At 51.0% G+C, this 15,022-nt stretch carries 14 protein-coding genes and 1 riboswitch; of the genes, 9 read left to right on the top strand and 5 right to left on the bottom strand.

Annotated features, from left to right (window positions below; all coding sequences use genetic code 11):
• The first annotated feature begins 82 nt into the window (after positions 1 to 82).
• The 6 genes from JXO50_10605 to JXO50_10580 all read left to right on the top strand — a co-directional run bounded on the left by JXO50_10605 (position 83) and on the right by JXO50_10580 (position 7,831).
• A complete protein-coding gene (locus JXO50_10605) occupies positions 83 to 1,213 on the top strand; it encodes a glycosyltransferase family 4 protein (GenBank protein ID MBN2333540.1) in 1,131 nt (376 codons plus the stop codon).
• The gene (locus JXO50_10600) at positions 1,210 to 2,424 is read left to right on the top strand and encodes a glycosyltransferase family 4 protein (protein MBN2333539.1); all 1,215 of its coding nucleotides are present in this window, start codon (positions 1,210 to 1,212) and stop codon (positions 2,422 to 2,424) included. The genes JXO50_10605 and JXO50_10600 overlap by 4 nt, the downstream gene beginning before the upstream one ends.
• On the top strand, positions 2,411 to 3,034 hold the full coding sequence (locus JXO50_10595; protein MBN2333538.1) for a sugar transferase: 624 nt from the start codon (positions 2,411 to 2,413) through the stop codon (positions 3,032 to 3,034). Before JXO50_10600 ends, JXO50_10595 begins: the two co-directional genes overlap by 14 nt.
• 14 nt (positions 3,035 to 3,048) lie before the next feature.
• Positions 3,049 to 3,675: an acetyltransferase gene (locus JXO50_10590; GenBank protein ID MBN2333537.1), complete on the top strand. Its 627-nt coding sequence runs from the start codon at positions 3,049 to 3,051 to the stop codon at positions 3,673 to 3,675.
• Between the two features lie 15 nt (positions 3,676 to 3,690).
• On the top strand, positions 3,691 to 4,920 hold the full coding sequence (locus JXO50_10585; protein MBN2333536.1) for a DegT/DnrJ/EryC1/StrS aminotransferase family protein: 1,230 nt from the start codon (positions 3,691 to 3,693) through the stop codon (positions 4,918 to 4,920).
• Between the two features lie 500 nt (positions 4,921 to 5,420).
• Positions 5,421 to 5,516, top strand: a riboswitch (cyclic di-GMP riboswitch).
• Between the two features lie 62 nt (positions 5,517 to 5,578).
• The gene (locus JXO50_10580; protein MBN2333535.1) at positions 5,579 to 7,831 is read left to right on the top strand and encodes a fibronectin type III domain-containing protein; all 2,253 of its coding nucleotides are present in this window, start codon (positions 5,579 to 5,581) and stop codon (positions 7,829 to 7,831) included.
• Between the two features lie 102 nt (positions 7,832 to 7,933).
• On the opposite strand, the gene JXO50_10575 is transcribed toward JXO50_10580, so the two are convergent.
• The 5 genes from JXO50_10575 to JXO50_10555 form a co-directional block, all read right to left on the bottom strand.
• On the bottom strand, positions 7,934 to 8,584 hold the full coding sequence (locus tag JXO50_10575; protein ID MBN2333534.1) for an N-acetyltransferase: 651 nt from the start codon (positions 8,582 to 8,584) through the stop codon (positions 7,934 to 7,936).
• Between the two features lie 26 nt (positions 8,585 to 8,610).
• Positions 8,611 to 9,558 (bottom strand): Gfo/Idh/MocA family oxidoreductase, encoded by a 948-nt coding sequence (locus JXO50_10570; protein MBN2333533.1) that lies wholly within the window; start codon positions 9,556 to 9,558, stop codon positions 8,611 to 8,613.
• A gap of 78 nt (positions 9,559 to 9,636) precedes the next feature.
• The gene (locus tag JXO50_10565; GenBank protein MBN2333532.1) at positions 9,637 to 10,875 is read right to left on the bottom strand and encodes a U32 family peptidase; all 1,239 of its coding nucleotides are present in this window, start codon (positions 10,873 to 10,875) and stop codon (positions 9,637 to 9,639) included.
• Positions 10,868 to 11,554 carry a GntR family transcriptional regulator gene (locus JXO50_10560; GenBank protein MBN2333531.1) on the bottom strand — a complete coding sequence of 229 codons (687 nt, stop codon included), beginning with the start codon at positions 11,552 to 11,554 and terminating at the stop codon, positions 10,868 to 10,870. The genes JXO50_10565 and JXO50_10560 overlap by 8 nt, the downstream gene beginning before the upstream one ends.
• 134 nt (positions 11,555 to 11,688) lie before the next feature.
• Positions 11,689 to 12,372 (bottom strand): GntR family transcriptional regulator, encoded by a 684-nt coding sequence (locus JXO50_10555; protein MBN2333530.1) that lies wholly within the window; start codon positions 12,370 to 12,372, stop codon positions 11,689 to 11,691.
• 293 nt (positions 12,373 to 12,665) lie between these two features.
• Here JXO50_10555 and JXO50_10550 point away from each other — a divergent pair, with 293 nt between their 5' ends.
• From JXO50_10550 to JXO50_10540, 3 genes are read left to right on the top strand one after another with little or no spacing between them, the layout of a single operon-like run.
• Positions 12,666 to 13,016 carry an STAS domain-containing protein gene (locus JXO50_10550; GenBank protein MBN2333529.1) on the top strand — a complete coding sequence of 117 codons (351 nt, stop codon included), beginning with the start codon at positions 12,666 to 12,668 and terminating at the stop codon, positions 13,014 to 13,016.
• Positions 13,016 to 14,188, top strand: coding sequence for a DUF342 domain-containing protein (locus JXO50_10545; protein ID MBN2333528.1), 1,173 nt, complete (start codon positions 13,016 to 13,018; stop codon positions 14,186 to 14,188). Before JXO50_10550 ends, JXO50_10545 begins: the two co-directional genes overlap by 1 nt.
• A gap of 3 nt (positions 14,189 to 14,191) precedes the next feature.
• Complete coding sequence (locus JXO50_10540; protein MBN2333527.1) at positions 14,192 to 14,968, top strand: MotA/TolQ/ExbB proton channel family protein; 777 nt, start codon at positions 14,192 to 14,194, stop codon at positions 14,966 to 14,968.
• The last annotated feature ends 54 nt before the right edge of the window (positions 14,969 to 15,022 follow it).

The raw sequence follows: 15,022 nt of genomic DNA, 5'->3' as shown, positions 1-15,022 counted from the left end.
GTATAGTAAATTACCTATGAAAATTTCCCAGACACCGCATCCGCTTATGAATGAATCAATAAAACAACCGCATGTTTGCATCATGACATCCGTACACCAGGCAACGGATGTCCGAATTTTTGTTAAAGAATGCCGATCATTAAGCCATTATGGTTGGAAGGTTACGCTCATTGCTCCCCATGACCGGCAGGAGGAAAAAGACGGCGTCACCATCGTGCCGGTTGCGCAGCCTGCCCATCGCTGGCAACGCATGACCGCTTTGCTCCGGCAGAGCTACCTGGCAGCGCTGCGGATTAATGCCCCCATCTATCACCTCCATGATCCTGAACTCATTCCTGTAGGCATCCTGCTGCGCCTGAGAGGAAAGATCGTCATCTATGATGTGCATGAAAATCTGGCGCTGCAAATCAGGAGTAAAGATTGGATACCTTCATGGGCAAAGTCCCTGCTATCGCTGGGCACCGAGGTGCTGGAAAACGCCGCCGCTCTGTTTTTTGACGGTATTGTCGCGGCCACGCCTTCCATTGGCCATCGTTTTCCCGCGGCAAAAACCACAGTGGTACAAAACTTTCCCTTCCTGATGGAAAACAAGCAGGAAGGTCTGTCCTCCACTGGCAAGGACTTTTTTCCTATTATGTACGTCGGCCGGATTGCGAAAGAACGCGGCGCTTTCGAAATGCTCGAAACCCTTGATCTCCTTGGCGATCCCACGATAAAATTGCTCATGGCCGGCAATGTTGCGTCCGAAGCGTTGCTCCAGATGATGAAGAGGCATCCAGGGTGGCACTATGTTGATTTTCGTGGCTGGCTCAATCATGGCCAAGTCCAGGAGATGCTTGGCAAGGGAAGGATTGGACTGGTAATCTTGCATCCAGAGCCAAATTATCTGAAATCATATCCCATCAAACTGTTTGAATATATGGCCGCCGGCATCCCCGTTATTGCCTCCGACTTCCCTCTCTGGCGTTCAATTGTGGAAAAGGCGTCCTGCGGCCTGCTGGTTGACCGACAAAATCCAGCGGCAATCGCCAGGGCGATCCGCTGGCTCATGGCTCACCCCCAAGAGGCGGCAGCTATGGGAAAAAGGGGGCGTCAGGCAGTGGAGGAGCACTACAACTGGCCGCGGGAAGAAAGGAAGCTGTTGGCTCTTTATGACCGTTTGGCAGCAGGATTGGATAACCTATCGACTGTCAAGCAGAAGGAAGCCTGGTGAACATCTGGTTCATAAACCATTACAGCCTCACCCCCCAGGAGGCTGGCGGTACCCGCCACTATTCCCTGGCCAGCAGGCTGATTGAAAAAGACCATCAGGTCACCATCATCGCCGCCAGCTATAACCACTGGACCCGGCAAAATAATCATTGCGCTCCTGGCAGCATCGATCAGGCAAGCGTCATTGACGGCATTCAGTTCATCTGGCTTCGCACACCTCCCTATACTGCCAACCCGGCACGGGTGTTCAATATGCTCACCTTCGCCTGGCACCTGCGGTTTGCCGGGCTACTTGACACCTATGGCAAACCTGATGTCATTATCGGCTCCAGCCCCCACCTGTTCGCGGCCTACGCGGCAGAAAGGCTGGCAGCAGCAAACCATATCCCCTTTGTCCTGGAAATCAGAGATTTATGGCCGTTATCATTGATGCGTTTGGGAAATTTTTCATCCCGACATCCTTTTATTTTCATCCTGGGAAAGCTTGAACTCTATCTCTACCGCAGGGCACGGTTGATTATTTCATTGCTGCCGGAAGCTGATGCCCATTTTGTCAACCATGGGGCCCCTGCCGATCGGATTGTTCTGCTTCCCAATGGCACCGATTTATCCTTTTTTCCGCCACCGGAAAAGCCTGTTGATAAGACGTTTTTTTCCATCTATTACGCTGGGACGCTTGGATTGGCAAACGGTGTGCAGTCCATGGTTGATGCGGCTGCGATTCTGCAGCAGCGTGGATGGGGCGAGAAAATCAGGTTTTTTTTCCTTGGGGAGGGGCCCGATAAAAAAGCTCTTATTCGCCGGTGCCGGGAAGAAAATCTCCAGCTTGTCACCTTTCTTGACCCGGTAGCCAAACATGATGTACAGAAACAGTTATGTCAAGCCGATGCTTTTATCCTGACCCTGAAAAAGTCCGATCTTTACCGGTTCGGCATGAGCCTCAATAAGCTCTATGACTACCTCGCCATGGGCCGGCCTATCATCTTCGGCGGCCAGACGCCGCACAACCCGGTGGCTGAAACTGGTGCGGGTTTCGTGGTTCCAGCAGAAGATGCTCAGGCAATGGCCAATGCCATTGTCAAACTGGCATCCCTGTCGGGTGACGAACGCTGGGCGATGGGTCAGCTGGGCCGCAAGTACATCGAAAAAAACCATGACATCTCCCACCTGGGAGATCTGTTGGAAAAGCGGCTTCTCGATGTCCTCAGCTAATCGTTCACGTGCCCTGTTGGCAAAGCGGATTTTCGACCTTATGGTGGTGGTTCCCTGCCTGCTGTGCAGCCTGCCCATTATGCTCTTGACAGGATTAGCAATTGCCGTCAAACTCGGATTGCCGGTTTTTTACAAACAGCAGCGTCCCGGCCAAGGCGGCAAACTTTTTATGATTTATAAGTTCCGCACCATGGTTGATGCAAAGGATATTCACGGGGACCTGCTTCCTGATGAGCAGCGGCTGACTCCTTTAGGTCAATTTCTTCGCCGATTCAGTCTCGATGAATTGCCGGAACTTCTCAACGTCCTCAAAGGAGAAATGAGCCTGGTGGGGCCAAGACCGCTGTTGATGGAATACCTTGGGCTATACTCGCCTGAACAGGCTCGTCGACACGAAATGAAGCCGGGCATTACCGGCTGGGCGCAAGTCAATGGCCGTAATACGGTCAACTGGGACGAACGCTTCAAGCTTGACACCTGGTATATCGACAATTGGTCCCTGTGGCTGGACTGCAGGATTCTCGGACAGACACTATTGAAAGTTTTTACCCAGGAGGGAATTTCCCAGGAAGGCGAAGCAACCATGAAAAAATTCAGCGGCAACAAATGAGCCCCCTTGATTCAATGCAGGAAAAAGAATCTCTATTCGTCGTTGGCTGCGGCGGCCACGCCAAGGTGGTCATTGATCTGCTCGAACGCCAGAACAGATACCAGATCGCATTTCTGCTTGATGACTGCCCATCACGCAAAGAAACATTCTTTTGCGGCTATTTGATCATTGGGGGCAGAGAGGACCTGGAAAATCAACCGGAGGAAACGCGGCCCAAAAAATTCATTGTTGCCATTGGCGACAACCAGCAGCGTCTTGCGGCTAGCAACTTCCTGACCAATCGTGGTTTGCAGGCGGCGACCGCCATCCATCCATCTGCCCAGTTGGGCAATGGGGTGGAAATTGGTGCGGGTACCGTTATCATGGCCGGGACAGTAATCAATGCCGACAGCAAAATCGGCAGTCATGTTATTATTAATACGGGGGCTACGGTTGATCATGACTGCCACATCGCTGATGGCGTACACATTGCCCCCGGGGCAACCCTGTGCGGCTCGGTAACTATTGGAACAGGAACAACGGTGGGGGCCGGCGCCACGATCATTCCAGGCATGACTATCGGCAGTCACCGGCTGATCAAAGCAGGAACCACGGTAACCGACCATAACCAAGATCTCGTTCCGGCGACGACCGACGATTAAAACAGAAAACACACTATGACGAACAACAAAAATAGATTGGCTATTGATGGCGGCCAGCCCGTACGCACAATACCCTTACCCCCATGGCCGGTTTTTTCAGAATCCGAGATTACTGCAGCCGCCGATATCCTACGATCAGGAAAGGTCAACTACTGGACCGGCAACCAGGGAGAGCTTTTCGAGCAGGAATTTGCCTCATCTGTCGGCTGCCGCTACGGCGTAGCGGTGGCCAATGGCACCGTTGCCTTGGAACTGGCTCTCTATGCGGCAGGAATAGGCCCGGGAGACGAGGTCATCGTCCCCTGTCGGACCTTTATCGCCACCGCCAGTGCTGTCGTCATGAGAGGCGCACGTCCGGTTTTTGCCGATATCGACCCGGTCAGCCAGAACATAACTCAGGACACTGTTGGCCCTCATATAACAGAAAAAACCAAGGCAATTATCGCCGTTCACCTGGCTGGTTGGCCGTGCGATATGGTACCTCTTGCCAAATTGGCCGGCGACCACAAACTTCTCCTGATTGAAGACTGCGCTCAAGCTCACGGAAGCAGCTATAACAGTAAGCCGGTTGGCTCTTTAGGTGATGTCGCCGCCTTTTCCTTCTGCCAGGATAAAATTATGACCACCGGTGGCGAAGGGGGGATGCTGGTCACCAACAATCACCATATATGGGAGCGGGCCTGGTCTTTCAAGGATCATGGCAAATCCCTTGCCGCCCGCAACCAGAGAAACACCACGGCCCACTTCCGCTGGCTCCATGATGAATTCGGCACCAATTGGCGGTTGACGGAAATCCAGGCCACCATTGGTCGCAGACAGCTGCGGCAGCTGACGGACTGGGTTAACACAAGACGCCGGAATGCCCTGTTTCTCAACCAACAATTTTCTGCAGTTCAAGCACTGAGAACAACGATACCAGCAGACAATGAATACCATGCCTATTATAAATACTATATTTTTCTGAAACCGGAAGCTCTTCTGCCAAGCTGGAACAGGGACCACATTCTTGAAGCTGTTAATGCCGAGGGAATTACCTGCAGCAGCGGCATCTGCCCCGAGATCTACCGGGAAAAAGCCTGCAGGGCCAAAGGACTACAGCCGGTAAAATCATTTACCACCGCACACTCCCTAGGGGAAACCAGCATGATGTTTCCGGTTCATCCCACCCTGCAGAAAGCTGACCTTAGCGATATTGTTACAGCAGTAACAAAAGTTTTAGCCGTCGCGACCCACCGCCAAAGCTAAGAACATTCACCTATCCTTTGTCCCCACAAGTCCTGTCAGACCTGTAATAGACACCGGTTTTCAGCGAGACCAAAAGCCTCCCCTTTCTTTCTTGATAGTACATGTAAAAGTTTTTATTACAATTACGCTTCGGGCTGCCGAACCTAACAATAACAGGTGATGGACATCTCTTTGCGTAGCTGTTTCCTTACACTGTCTTTCAAGAGATATAGGCGCGGGATGCATCGTAGGATCTAATCTGGCCATGCCTGACCTGTTTTTTAAAGCACTGCAACTGCTTATAATCAAAGCATAAACACTTGTTTACAAAACAGTAATCAACGGCTCCGCTCTGGTTTTTATTGTAAGACACTGACATTAAGTATTTTACCGCAAAACCGGCATAAAAAGGAACTTAGCAGAAAAAACATGTAAAATCAGCATGTTAAAGAAAATAAATTTTCCTGGCATTGAAATTGCTTTCTACCATAGGCAGCAATCAACAACCAGTTCATTCACATGTCTGAAAAAGGCAAAACATTCGAAAGGGTGTGACGCAAAGCCACTGGCCTACGTTCTCGCAAAAAAGCAGAGAATAAGGTAGCAGGGTTGCCGGGCAGATACAGCATCGTGTTGATGACCTGTAGATGCCCCCCAAAGAGAAATGAGGGGTGCTGAAATGAAAAACAATGATCAATCAACCATCAGAAAACAACGGTTAATGCTTGGAATGAGCCATAACTTTTTCAAACAAAACGACAGCATCCAGCAGTTACACACCTCTCTCTTCTCCCTACTGATTATTGCCGCCATGGTTTTCCTGTTTTCGCTCACTGCTGGCGCAGCAAGCATCTCCCTCTCCTGGCTGCCAAACAGTGAGGCTGACCTTGCCGGCTACAACCTTTACTATGACACCAATAGTTCAGGCGACTACCAGAACGTCATCAATGTGGGCAACCAACCTCAGTACACGTTTGTCGGTCTTGAAACGGGCGTTACGTATCGTATTGCATTGACCGCTTACGATGTTTACCATAATGAAAGTGACTTTTCTGAAGAGATTCAGATACTAATTCCGCAACCAGATTTCAAAATGGAAATTGGTGAGGTTTCCCTGAACCATGAATGGGTGCGGGTTGACTTTCAGCAGCCTTTTGTAGATCCTGTTGTAGTTGCCAACCCATTGAGCTGCATCGGTGGGGATCCCACAACAGCAAGGATCCGCAATGTTGATGGCAATGGCTTTGAAATCCGGGTACAGGAATGGGATTACCTGAATGAACTCCACAATAAAGTAGAATCCGTGAGCTACCTGGTTATGGAACGGGGCAGCTATATCCTTGATGACGGCACCCGGCTGGAAGCCAACAGTTTTGCCACTGATGATACCGGGACCTTCGGGACGGTCAGCTTCGATCAGCCATTTCAGCAAGTTCCTGTCATCACCACCTCGATCATAACGGAAAATGGTTCCAGTGCGGTAACTGGCCGGTTGCAAGCCATCTCAACTGAATCATTTCAATACTGCATGCAGGAGCAGGAAAACAGCGGCCAGGAACATGCTGTTGAAACAATTGCTTATTTGGCTTGGGAACCATCACAGGGAAGCATTGATGGGATAGCTTTCGACATTGCAAGAACCGAAGAAGGAATAGCAAGCGAAGCACAAACGGTGTATTTCGATCAATCTTTCATCAACACTCCTGTGGTTCTGGCAAGTTTACAATCAACCAATGATACCGACCCGGCAAATATCCACTGGCTCGATAAAGATACCGATCATATAGACCTTATTATAATTGAAGAGCAATCCTATGATAGGGAAGTGGACCATGCACTGGAAACGGTTGGCTATCTGGCATTCAGCGCCATTAATGAGGATGCCGATTCTGACAATGACGGCATAACCGATTTGGCTGAGTTGACTCTCTATGGCACCGATCCTCTGCTGGCTGATTCTGATGGTGATGGCCTGACCGATGATCAAGAGCTGCAGCTGTGGGGTGATGAGTGGAATCTGGACCTTGATTCTGACGGTCTGCCCAACATTCTTGATCCTGACAGTGATAATGATGGCATCCCTGATGGTATTGAGGCCTCCCAAGGAACAGATCCCGGTGACCCTGCATCAAAACCGGCAACACCGCAGTTCCAGATTGAAACCGGGGAAGTGTCTATCAACCATGAATGGACCCGCATTGAATTTAGCAAAACCTTTACTAACCCGGTTATCATTGCCAACCCCCTGAGCTACAACGGTAAAGAGCCAGCAGTCGTCAGGATCCGCAACCTTGACAATACTGGCTGTGACATAAGAGTCCAGGAATGGGAATACCTTAACGGCAACCACAAGTTCGAACAGGTAAGCTATGTGGTCATGGAACAAGGCTGCTATATCCTTGATGACGGCACCCGCTTTGAAGCCGGCACCTTTACAACCAACAATACCGATGTATTCGGGACAATGACGTTCGGTCAGCTTTTCCAGCAGACTCCTGTACTGGCAACCTCGATTGTCACAGAAAACGAAACCGATGCCGTAACCGGACGCACTCAGGAAGTCAATGAAGCCGGCTTCCAGTACTGTATGCAGGAACAGGAAAGAAACTACCAAGTTCATGCTGCAGAAACCGTCGCTTATATCGCTTGGGAGCCATCCCAAGGGGTAATTGATGGCTTGGCATTTGAAGTCACACGAACAACAGCCGGTATTACTGATGAACAACAGACTGCCCTGTTTAGTCAGCACTTCAACAACGTCCCGGTTGTCTTAGCTGACATGCAGACATGCAACGGTGGCAACACCGCCAACATCCGCTACGTGAGTAAAAACACCGAGGGTATTAAGCTCCTGGTTGCCGAGGAACAATCAATAGATAGCGAATTAAGGCATAATGCTGAACAAGTTGGCCTGATAATTTTAGGCCAGTAAAACCAACACCGAATTTACGGACATTATTATACCCACGACAGAAGAGCCCCTTGGTTGCAACCAAGGGGCTCTTCTGCTTCAATGTCATCTCAGATCAGCAAACTAGGTTTTCTTTTTCAACTCATCATAGGTTATCGACCCAACGCTCAGAGATTCTGGCAAAGGCATATCTTCATTTAAATCAAGACTAACCAGCCCTTGGCTCACCTCCCGATAGCGCAGGCCGCTTTCCGGACAGACCATAATCCCTTGGGCATCTGGATTTTTCAGCCGGTGGCCATGGCGGCTCATCCAGCCGTCCTGGCGGGCCGGACTGCCAACCATGAGAGCGTAGTCCGGCACATCTCTGGCCACCACCGCCCCGGCGGCAACAAAGGCGTAGTAGCCGACAGTTATCCCGCAGACAATGGTGGCGTTGGCACCAATGGAGGCCCCACGCCTGATGAGCGTCTTTTCATAGAGTGAGCGCCTAACCACCTGTGAACGGGGGTTGGTGACATTGGTAAGCACACAGGACGGACCGAGGAAGACATCATCTTCGATGGTTGTTCCCTCGTAAATCGAGACATTATTCTGCACCTTGACGTTGCTGCCGATCACCACGCCGCCGGCGATGCAGACATTCTGGCCAAAACTGCAGTGTTCACCAATGACAGCACCCGCAAGGACATGGGAAAAGTGCCAGATCTTGGTCCCCTTGCCGATTATCGCTCCAGGATCAACATAGGATGATTCATGAACAAAATAATCCATCTCTATCTCTCCTCAATTGATCAGACTCAGCTCTTCAGCAGCGGATGTCTTCTGTCAGCAGAAGAGTTCAGAGGTGTCGCATTCCGCAATTCATACACCAGGTTAATGGAAGGACGGGCATCTTCAATGCCATAGCCGTGACCGGCAAGGATATGTTCATAGACAACCGTATGGAGATCGGTAAAACCACCGGAAAACTCGACCTCCTCGCCGTCAACAGTGATGGAACGAAACGTATTGTTGCCGGCAGCTTTTGCTGATGGCGGGACATCATCATTGTCCACGGAGAGGAACCAGCGGACATTGGCTTTCTCCAGTTCCAGGTAGCCGGCCATTTTTTTCTCATCGGCAAAATGCAATTCCTTGTAATGCACCTGACCGAAAATCCAGATTAGCATATCAAAAAAATGCACTCCAATATTGGTCGCCACCCCGCCCGATTTATGAATGTCACCTTTCCAGGATCGCAGGTACCATTTGCCCCGTGAAGTAACGTAGCTCAAGTCAATGGTATGCTTTTCCTTGCGGGAGTCTTTGCTCACCTGTTCCCGCAGGGCTTGAATGGCCGGATGGTAGCGCAGTTGCAGAACCGTAAAGATGCGCTTTTCATACTCCCGCTCCAACTCCGCCAGGGCGTCAAGGTTCCAGGGATTCAACACCAGCGGCTTTTCACAGATGGCGTCAGCGCCGATGCGCAGGGCAAAGCGGATATGGGCGTCGTGGAGATAGTTGGGGGAACAGATGCTAACATAGTGAATCTTCTCATCATCCCCCAGGCGGCGCAGTTTCTCGGCGTGGCGATCGAAGCGCTCAAACTCGGTAAAAAAGGAGATGTCATAGGAAGAGCTGTCCAGAATGCCCACCGCATCCGAAGGATCGGTGGCCGAAACCAGCCGGTTGCCGGTGGCGTAGATGGCTTTCATGTGGCGTGGGGCAATATAGCCTGCAGCACCCACCAGGGCAAAATTTTTCATTGTTGCCGTCATAATCTTCTCCCTTTAATTCCTTATGCTGTCCTTGATAAACCGCAGCCCATTTCCTGCAACGTTAGCTTAGACCGGACGACGAAAAATCTGGTTGGGATGAAAAACGCCCCCCACACAGCGGGCCCGGACAGACTGGCCTGGATGGACAAGGGCCATGGTGCCGCCCCGGTCATCTGCCAGCGTCTCAACCGTGGCCGTAAAATCCTCGCCCTCGGGGGTCAGCACTTCTAAAACTTCACCGACCTGAAGCCGATCCTTCACCGCCAGGGAAAGCCGGGCTTTCTGTCCCGCTGGCGATGCTCCTTCAACCTTTTCCACCAATGCTACATACTGATATCGACGATCATAGGAAGAATCTTCAATACGCTGGGCATTTTTTTCCAACAGGCCATCAATGAACCCCTTGGTATACCCCCGATGGCTGACTTTGGTAAGTTCCTGCTTCATTTGAGCCAAAACCGAGATTGGTATGGAGTCCCCCGCCGCAATCAGATCCAAGGCCCGGCGGTAGACCCGGGTGGTGACGGCGACGTAGTAGGCGCTTTTCATCCGCCCCTCGATCTTCACCGCCTCCACGCCGGCGTTCACCAGGCCCGGCAGATAGTCCAGCAGGCACAGGTCCCGGGAATTAAAGAGGTAGGTGCCCCGTTCATCTTCTTCAAAAGGAAAATACTCCCCCGGCCTGCTCTCCTCCATCACCGCGTAGCGCCAGCGGCAGGGATGGGCGCAATCACCCCGGTTTGCCGAACGGCCGGCCAGCACCGCGCTGAGCAGACAACGGCCGGAATAGGCCATGCACATAGCCCCGTGAACAAAAACTTCCAGCTCCACGTCGGGGGCCGCCTGGTGAATCCGACCGATATCGGCAAGGGACAGCTCACGGGCCAGATTGATCCGAGAGACGCCCTGCTGCCCCCAGAAACGCACCGCTTCTTCGTTGGTAGTGTTGGCCTGGGTGCTGAGATGGAGAGGAATGTCAGGCAGGGTTCGCCGGCAGAGGCTGAGGACGCCGGGATCAGCAACAATCAGGCCGTCAGGAGGATGGGTCCGGAGGGATAAAAGGAAATCAGCCAGCGATTCAAGCTCACCAGCGTGGGCAAAACAATTAACGGTGAGGTAGGCTTTGACGTGGCGCCGCCGACAGTAGTCGATGACTGCCGACAGCTGATCGTTGGGAAAGTTGCCGGCATGGCGACGGAGGCTGAAATCCTCGCCACCGAAATAGACCGCATCGGCCCCGTAGGCCACCGCAATCTTCAACTTCTCCCAGTTGCCGGCCGGTGCCAGAAGCTCGGTCTTAGCCATGCTCCTTGGTGCCATTATGGTGTTGACGAACCTGGGCGGCAATATGGAGGATATTGTCCTCTACCAGTTGGCGCACCCGCTGCCCGTCATGCCGGGAAAAGGCATCAATAATCTGGACATGGGTGTTGGCACAATGGGAAAAAATTTCAGGCTGCTGGATAAAGAAACCTTGGAGTCGTTTAATATGGGTCATCATCTGACTGTTAAGTTTGTTCAGTTTGACGTTGCCGCTCTTGTTGAGGAAAGTAAGGTGAAACTCCTCATGGATACGCATGAACTTGACAAAATCCTGATTGGCGATAGCTGCTTTTTCCTCCTCATTCAGGCGCCGCAGACGATTGATATCCCGCTCGGTCATCTCCGGCTCAGCCAGAAAAGCGGAGAACGCTTCCAGGCAGGCCTTGATCTGAAAACATTCAAACAAGTCCTCAAAGGTAAACTCGCTGACCACCGTCCCCCGGCGGGGAATGATGGAGACAAAGCCCTCGCTTTCCAGCATTCTGATCGCTTCCCGAATAGGGGTGCGGCTGATGCACAGCTCTTCGGCCAGCTTGGCCTCGGAAATCTTCTCGCCGGGCTTCAGTTTGCCGACAATTATTGCTTCACGGATAAAATTGGCGATTTTATCCGGTAAGGGCTGATGATCTGCAATGCTGCTTTCCAATACATCAATTTTCATGGCTCATACCTTCTGCTAGCGGCTTTGTAAACATACCATCCAACCGCCACTGCGGTCAATCATCAACGAAACAATTGCCAGCTGACAAGCAGCTGTCTCCTTACGATTATCTAAACCAACGCTACAGGCTGCCTTTACGCCCGACCGGCCCCGTTGGCCAGAAACTCCTTGAGCAACACATCTTCACCAAGTTTGGCGTTTTCCATGATATACTTTTCCGCCGAGCTGCCGTCGTGGGCTTTGAAAGCGGCAATAATGTTTTCATGATCGGCCAGCAGCTTGTCGAGCTGGGAGCTGGCCGAAACGAAAAATCTGAACCGCAGGAACTGGCGCACCAGACCGGAAACAATGGTCATGATTTTCTGGTTGCCGCAAATTTCCAGGATCAGCTGGTGAAACTCATTATGGACCCTGGTCATGCCGGCAACATCCTGACGATCGGCACATTCCCTAATTTTAGCGTTCAAGCGCTCAAGCTTGGCAATCTCATCATCAGAAATATGCTCAGCGGCAATCCGGGCGGCGTACCCCTCAAGAACTGCCTTGATTTCATAAAAATCCCGGATATCCTTTTCCTCCAGGGAGGCAACCATAGCCCCCTTCCGGGGAATGATGGTGAGAAAGCCTTCCGACTCCAACTGGCGAAAGGCCTCTCGAATGGGCGTTCTACTGAGCCCAAAGCGGGAGGCAATTTCAAGCTCGGTAACCCGTTCTCCCGGTTTGATTTTCTGCTGAATAATCGCCTCGCGCAGCAACTCAGCAATCTTTTCCCTCAGCGTTTTATGGCTGGCAATAATTTCGGATATATTACTTTTCATCAATGATTCTATCTCAAGGGCAAAAGATCAATTAGAATACCGCCATTTTCAGGCACACCACCGGGCACCCAAAAGCACCTGCAATCAGGTCTTTAACACCTCTGGAACGCTCGGATGATACAATGTGGAGAAAAAGGAAAAAAAGGACTCTTGTTTTTCCTAATAATACCGATTCTGAAGTATATAGTATACAATTAAATGTCAAGTGTTTTTTGCCGAATAAGCTACTGTTGGCAAATTGTGGCACCAGAACGCAGCATTTTTCAGGAGCAGGAAAAGGAGTGCAGTATTGTATGAAAATCGAGCATTGCCATGATCAGAACGTCTCGGTTGTTCGCCTGGCCGGCGAGTTGACAGTGCATGAAAGTGCGATGTTTCAGGAAGCTATGATAAAGATCAGGCCTGAAACCAAAAAACAGGTTATTTTTAATTTCCAGCAGCTCAGCTATATCGACAGCTCCGGCCTGGGCGCCCTGGTATCCGCCTTCACCTCTTTGAACAAAAATAATTGTTTTGTTGTTTTTTGCTGTCTTTCGGATAAAATCAGGGACATCTTCCATATCACCAAACTTGAAACCATTTTTACCGTTTACAATCAGGAGGCCGATGCTGTCGAAGCACTGACAGTCTCGCAAGGCATGTGATGAGCTATCAGGTAACCCTCTATACCCATGAAACCAAAGCCAAAAAAGACCGCGAGGAACAGAATCAGGTCAACCATTACGAGCAGAACCTGATTGAAAATGTGGTTGCCAGCCAAGTGCTTGCCCGCATCAGACCCCTTGACGACCAGACAATTCCTGAATTGGGAGAGGACGGCAACCGGCAGTTTTTTGTGGTTGAAGATCCTGCTGTTCTGCTTGGCGATAATGTGATCATCCCGGCGGATGATCCCCAGATCATTATCAGCACCAGCAACGGGTATGTCCGGATTGACAACAACCGGATCGAAGTCCGGGAAACCCTGGTTATTGATGGTGATGTCAACTTCAAAACCGGCAACCTCACCTTTATCGGCACCATTATCGTTAAAGGCTCTGTTTTTGCCGGATTCAGCGTCAAAGCCAGACAGTTGGTGGTTGAAGGCAGCATCGAAGGCGCCCACATCGAGGTTGATGAACATCTCATCGTCAGGGGTGGTATTATCGCCTGCAAAGCAGGGGAGGTTTATTGCGGCGGAACCATTGCCGTAAAATATGTTGAAAATTCTGCCCTGCGGGCCAAGGGTGATATTTTTATTGAAAAATCAGCCCTGCATAGCCAGCTGTCGGCTGGTGGCAGCATTGTTTTTCTCCATGAACCAGGGGTGCTGGTGGGTGGTTCCTGTCAGGCAAAAAACAGTGTTTTTGCAAAAGTTATCGGCGCCAAATGGGCAACTCCGACAACCATCATCCTGGGGATCAACCCCTTCCTGATGGAAGAGCGAAAGCTGCTCCTTGCAGACCTGGAGGCAAAAGAGGCAGAACGACAAGAGGTGGAGGAACGACTCAATGAAATTCACCTCTACCTCCAGGAGGACCATGATCAGGCATCGAGAAAAGAGGAGCTCCGACTCGATGAAGAGCGCGAACTCCTGACGGCCAAGAGAGCCTATGTGGATGAACAGCTGCTGTTGCTGCATGCCAGGCTGCACCCCCTCGAAGAAAAGATAAAACTGGAAAAGGAGGTGAACAACAGCTCCCGACTCTACGCTTTTGACACCCTTTTCCCAGGCGTTGCAATTACCATTAAAGATTCAACCATAAAATGCGATTCACTATATAGCGGCGTTTTTTATTATGAAGAAAATCAGGAATTGAAGCTGGGAAAAACATAATCAATGGATATTGCAACCATTATCGGCATTGCAGCCGGCACTGGACTGATTATTGCCGCGATCATGATGGGCAGCGGTCTGGGGGCGTTTGTTGATATCCCCTCAGTGCTGGTGGTTATCGGCGGTTCCGTTGCCGCCATGCTCATTGCCTTTCCCCTGGACCGGGTAATCGGCTCGATCAAAATTGCCCTGAAAGCCTTTTTCAGCCCCAAACAAACACCCGAGGAAGTCATTGCCAGGGTGGTGGACCTAGCCGTCAAGGCCCGTAAAGAGAGTATTATCGCCCTGGAAAAAGAGGAAATCGAAGATCCTTTCCTGGCCAAAGGTATTCGCCTCGTGGTGGATGGGACAGCCCCCAACCTGGTACGTTCTATCCTGAAAACCGAAATCGGCTTCATGAAACAGCGCCATCAGACCGGCCAAAAGGTGTTTAAAACACTCGGTGCAATGGGGCCGGCTTTCGGGATGATCGGTACCCTCATCGGTCTCGTGCAGATGCTCCAGAAGCTTGATGATCCGGGTTCCATCGGCCCGGCCATGGCGGTTGCCCTGCTGACCACGTTTTATGGCGCCATCCTGGCCAATCTGATTGCCATCCCGATTGCCGAAAAACTGGGCGGCAAATCAAGTGAAGAGGTGCTGATGATGGAGGTGGTAATCGAGGGCGTGTTATCGATACTTGAAGGAGACAACCCGATTATTGTCAGAAGCAAACTGGAAGCTTTTTTAAGTCCTAAGCTGCGACAGACTGGGGTGGACCCCATTGTTTGGACAGCCTGAGAATGTGAATAAGCTCTGAAAAAGTTTATAGAGGAGGCTTCAGGCTGCCTCTGG

The sequence above is a fragment of the Candidatus Anaeroferrophillus wilburensis genome (assembly GCA_016934315.1).
In the GTDB taxonomy this organism is placed as follows: Bacteria; Desulfobacterota; Anaeroferrophillalia; order Anaeroferrophillales; family Anaeroferrophillaceae; genus Anaeroferrophillus; species Anaeroferrophillus wilburensis.
This window is presented reverse-complemented; position numbering and strand designations above follow the sequence as displayed.

Excerpts from the sequence above, each read along its gene's own strand:
- JXO50_10585 (MBN2333536.1), top strand. The coding sequence starts at position 3,691 with ATGACGAACAACAAAAATAGATTGGCTATTGATGGCGGCCAGCCCGTA.
- JXO50_10565 (MBN2333532.1), bottom strand. The coding sequence starts at position 10,875 with ATGGCTAAGACCGAGCTTCTGGCACCGGCCGGCAACTGGGAGAAGTTG.
- JXO50_10605 (MBN2333540.1), top strand. The coding sequence starts at position 83 with ATGACATCCGTACACCAGGCAACGGATGTCCGAATTTTTGTTAAAGAA.
- JXO50_10590 (MBN2333537.1), top strand. The coding sequence starts at position 3,049 with ATGCAGGAAAAAGAATCTCTATTCGTCGTTGGCTGCGGCGGCCACGCC.
- JXO50_10555 (MBN2333530.1), bottom strand. The coding sequence starts at position 12,372 with ATGAAAAGTAATATATCCGAAATTATTGCCAGCCATAAAACGCTGAGG.
- JXO50_10545 (MBN2333528.1), top strand. The coding sequence starts at position 13,016 with ATGAGCTATCAGGTAACCCTCTATACCCATGAAACCAAAGCCAAAAAA.
- JXO50_10540 (MBN2333527.1), top strand. The coding sequence starts at position 14,192 with ATGGATATTGCAACCATTATCGGCATTGCAGCCGGCACTGGACTGATT.
- JXO50_10560 (MBN2333531.1), bottom strand. The coding sequence starts at position 11,554 with ATGAAAATTGATGTATTGGAAAGCAGCATTGCAGATCATCAGCCCTTA.
- JXO50_10550 (MBN2333529.1), top strand. The coding sequence starts at position 12,666 with ATGAAAATCGAGCATTGCCATGATCAGAACGTCTCGGTTGTTCGCCTG.
- JXO50_10575 (MBN2333534.1), bottom strand. The coding sequence starts at position 8,584 with ATGGATTATTTTGTTCATGAATCATCCTATGTTGATCCTGGAGCGATA.
- JXO50_10570 (MBN2333533.1), bottom strand. The coding sequence starts at position 9,558 with ATGAAAAATTTTGCCCTGGTGGGTGCTGCAGGCTATATTGCCCCACGC.
- JXO50_10595 (MBN2333538.1), top strand. The coding sequence starts at position 2,411 with ATGTCCTCAGCTAATCGTTCACGTGCCCTGTTGGCAAAGCGGATTTTC.
- JXO50_10580 (MBN2333535.1), top strand. The coding sequence starts at position 5,579 with ATGAAAAACAATGATCAATCAACCATCAGAAAACAACGGTTAATGCTT.